Raw genomic sequence first — 966 nt, 5'->3', positions numbered from 1 at the left:
CAGCTTAATCAAAAGATCAAAGCTGAAAAAAGTAAGATTGAACAAAACCTTGGCAAGCAAATTATTAAAACATCAAATTTAGATTACGCCGATTTGTCCAATCAAAAGATTAAAGACCTCGCGCAAAAAATAGCAACGATTTTAAATCATGAACCAAATAACCAATTGTAACTAAGTGGTGATGATGATGGCTAATCAATATGAAAAATTGGTTGCACAAAAAGCTCGCCTAAAAGAGCAAATGGCTCGGGAAGATTTTAAATTACGACAATCCAAATACTATAAAAATCGGCAAGCCCGCAAAGCCCGTTCACGGCGGCTAATTCAAAAAGGCGCCTTGTTAGAAAAATACTTTCAAGCGGATAATTTATCAGTAGAACAAACCGAAGAACTTTTAAAAATATTTGCCGACTATGTTAATGCGCATAAGCCGAATAAGCTAAAAAACGATCAGCCTAGATTTTAGGCTGGTCGTTTTTACTTTTCGGATCATTCATTGGCTTTTCAATTTTTAAATCTGAATTATCTTTAACAAAGTCTTTGAGTTGATTTTGGGTTCTCTTACTAATCTCTTCTTTACCCATTTCAAGCTCTAATTGGTTCGTTTTTTTTTAGCTTTTTTGTACATCTCGTTCAACTCATTAGCACTCAGTTTTTTGTCTGCTCGAATCTCTAATCCTTGAATCGCATTGTCATACGTCCACTGTTTAATTTTATTCATGTCATTAGTCCGGTAATAATCAGCAATTAAATCGTTCCAATGATCCCACTGATCTAACGGGACATTGATTAACCCAGCGCCACCATCAATCATGATTTTATTGGCGCTTAAAGTGGCGGTTCGTTTATTACCGTCCCAAAAGATTTGTTGGCGCATATTATGATACATAACGGTTAAGGCTTTATCAGTTGGATTGAAGTCAATATTTGAGACAGGTTTTAAGAGACATTCAGAACCGCGTTTAC

At 35.5% G+C, this 966-nt stretch carries 2 protein-coding genes and 1 pseudogene; 1 reads left to right on the top strand and 2 read right to left on the bottom strand.

Features of this window, described 5'->3' with window-relative positions:
- Nucleotides 1–187: 187 nt before the first annotated feature.
- Nucleotides 188–466, top strand: coding sequence for a hypothetical protein (locus FD50_RS03175; RefSeq protein WP_054758135.1), 279 nt, complete (start codon nt 188–190; stop codon nt 464–466).
- Here FD50_RS03175 and FD50_RS12980 read toward each other — a convergent pair.
- Nucleotides 456–584, bottom strand: coding sequence for a hypothetical protein (locus FD50_RS12980; RefSeq protein WP_261909712.1), 129 nt, complete (start codon nt 582–584; stop codon nt 456–458). The two genes, FD50_RS03175 and FD50_RS12980, sit on opposite strands and share 11 nt — an antisense overlap.
- Before the next feature lie 8 nt (nt 585–592).
- Nucleotides 593–966 (bottom strand): annotated as a pseudogene (locus FD50_RS03170) (filamentation induced by cAMP protein fic); the annotation flags it as partial.

This window comes from Liquorilactobacillus satsumensis DSM 16230 = JCM 12392, assembly GCF_001435195.1.
GTDB lineage: Bacteria > Bacillota > Bacilli > Lactobacillales > Lactobacillaceae > Liquorilactobacillus > Liquorilactobacillus satsumensis.
The sequence above is the reverse complement of the archived record's forward strand: the minus strand, read 5'-3'. Positions and strand labels throughout refer to the sequence as shown.

What these genes read in the sequence shown, in the direction of transcription:
- FD50_RS03175 (WP_054758135.1), top strand. Translation starts at nt 188, where the DNA reads ATGGCTAATCAATATGAAAAATTGGTTGCACAAAAAGCTCGCCTAAAA.
- FD50_RS12980 (WP_261909712.1), bottom strand. Translation starts at nt 584, where the DNA reads ATGGGTAAAGAAGAGATTAGTAAGAGAACCCAAAATCAACTCAAAGAC.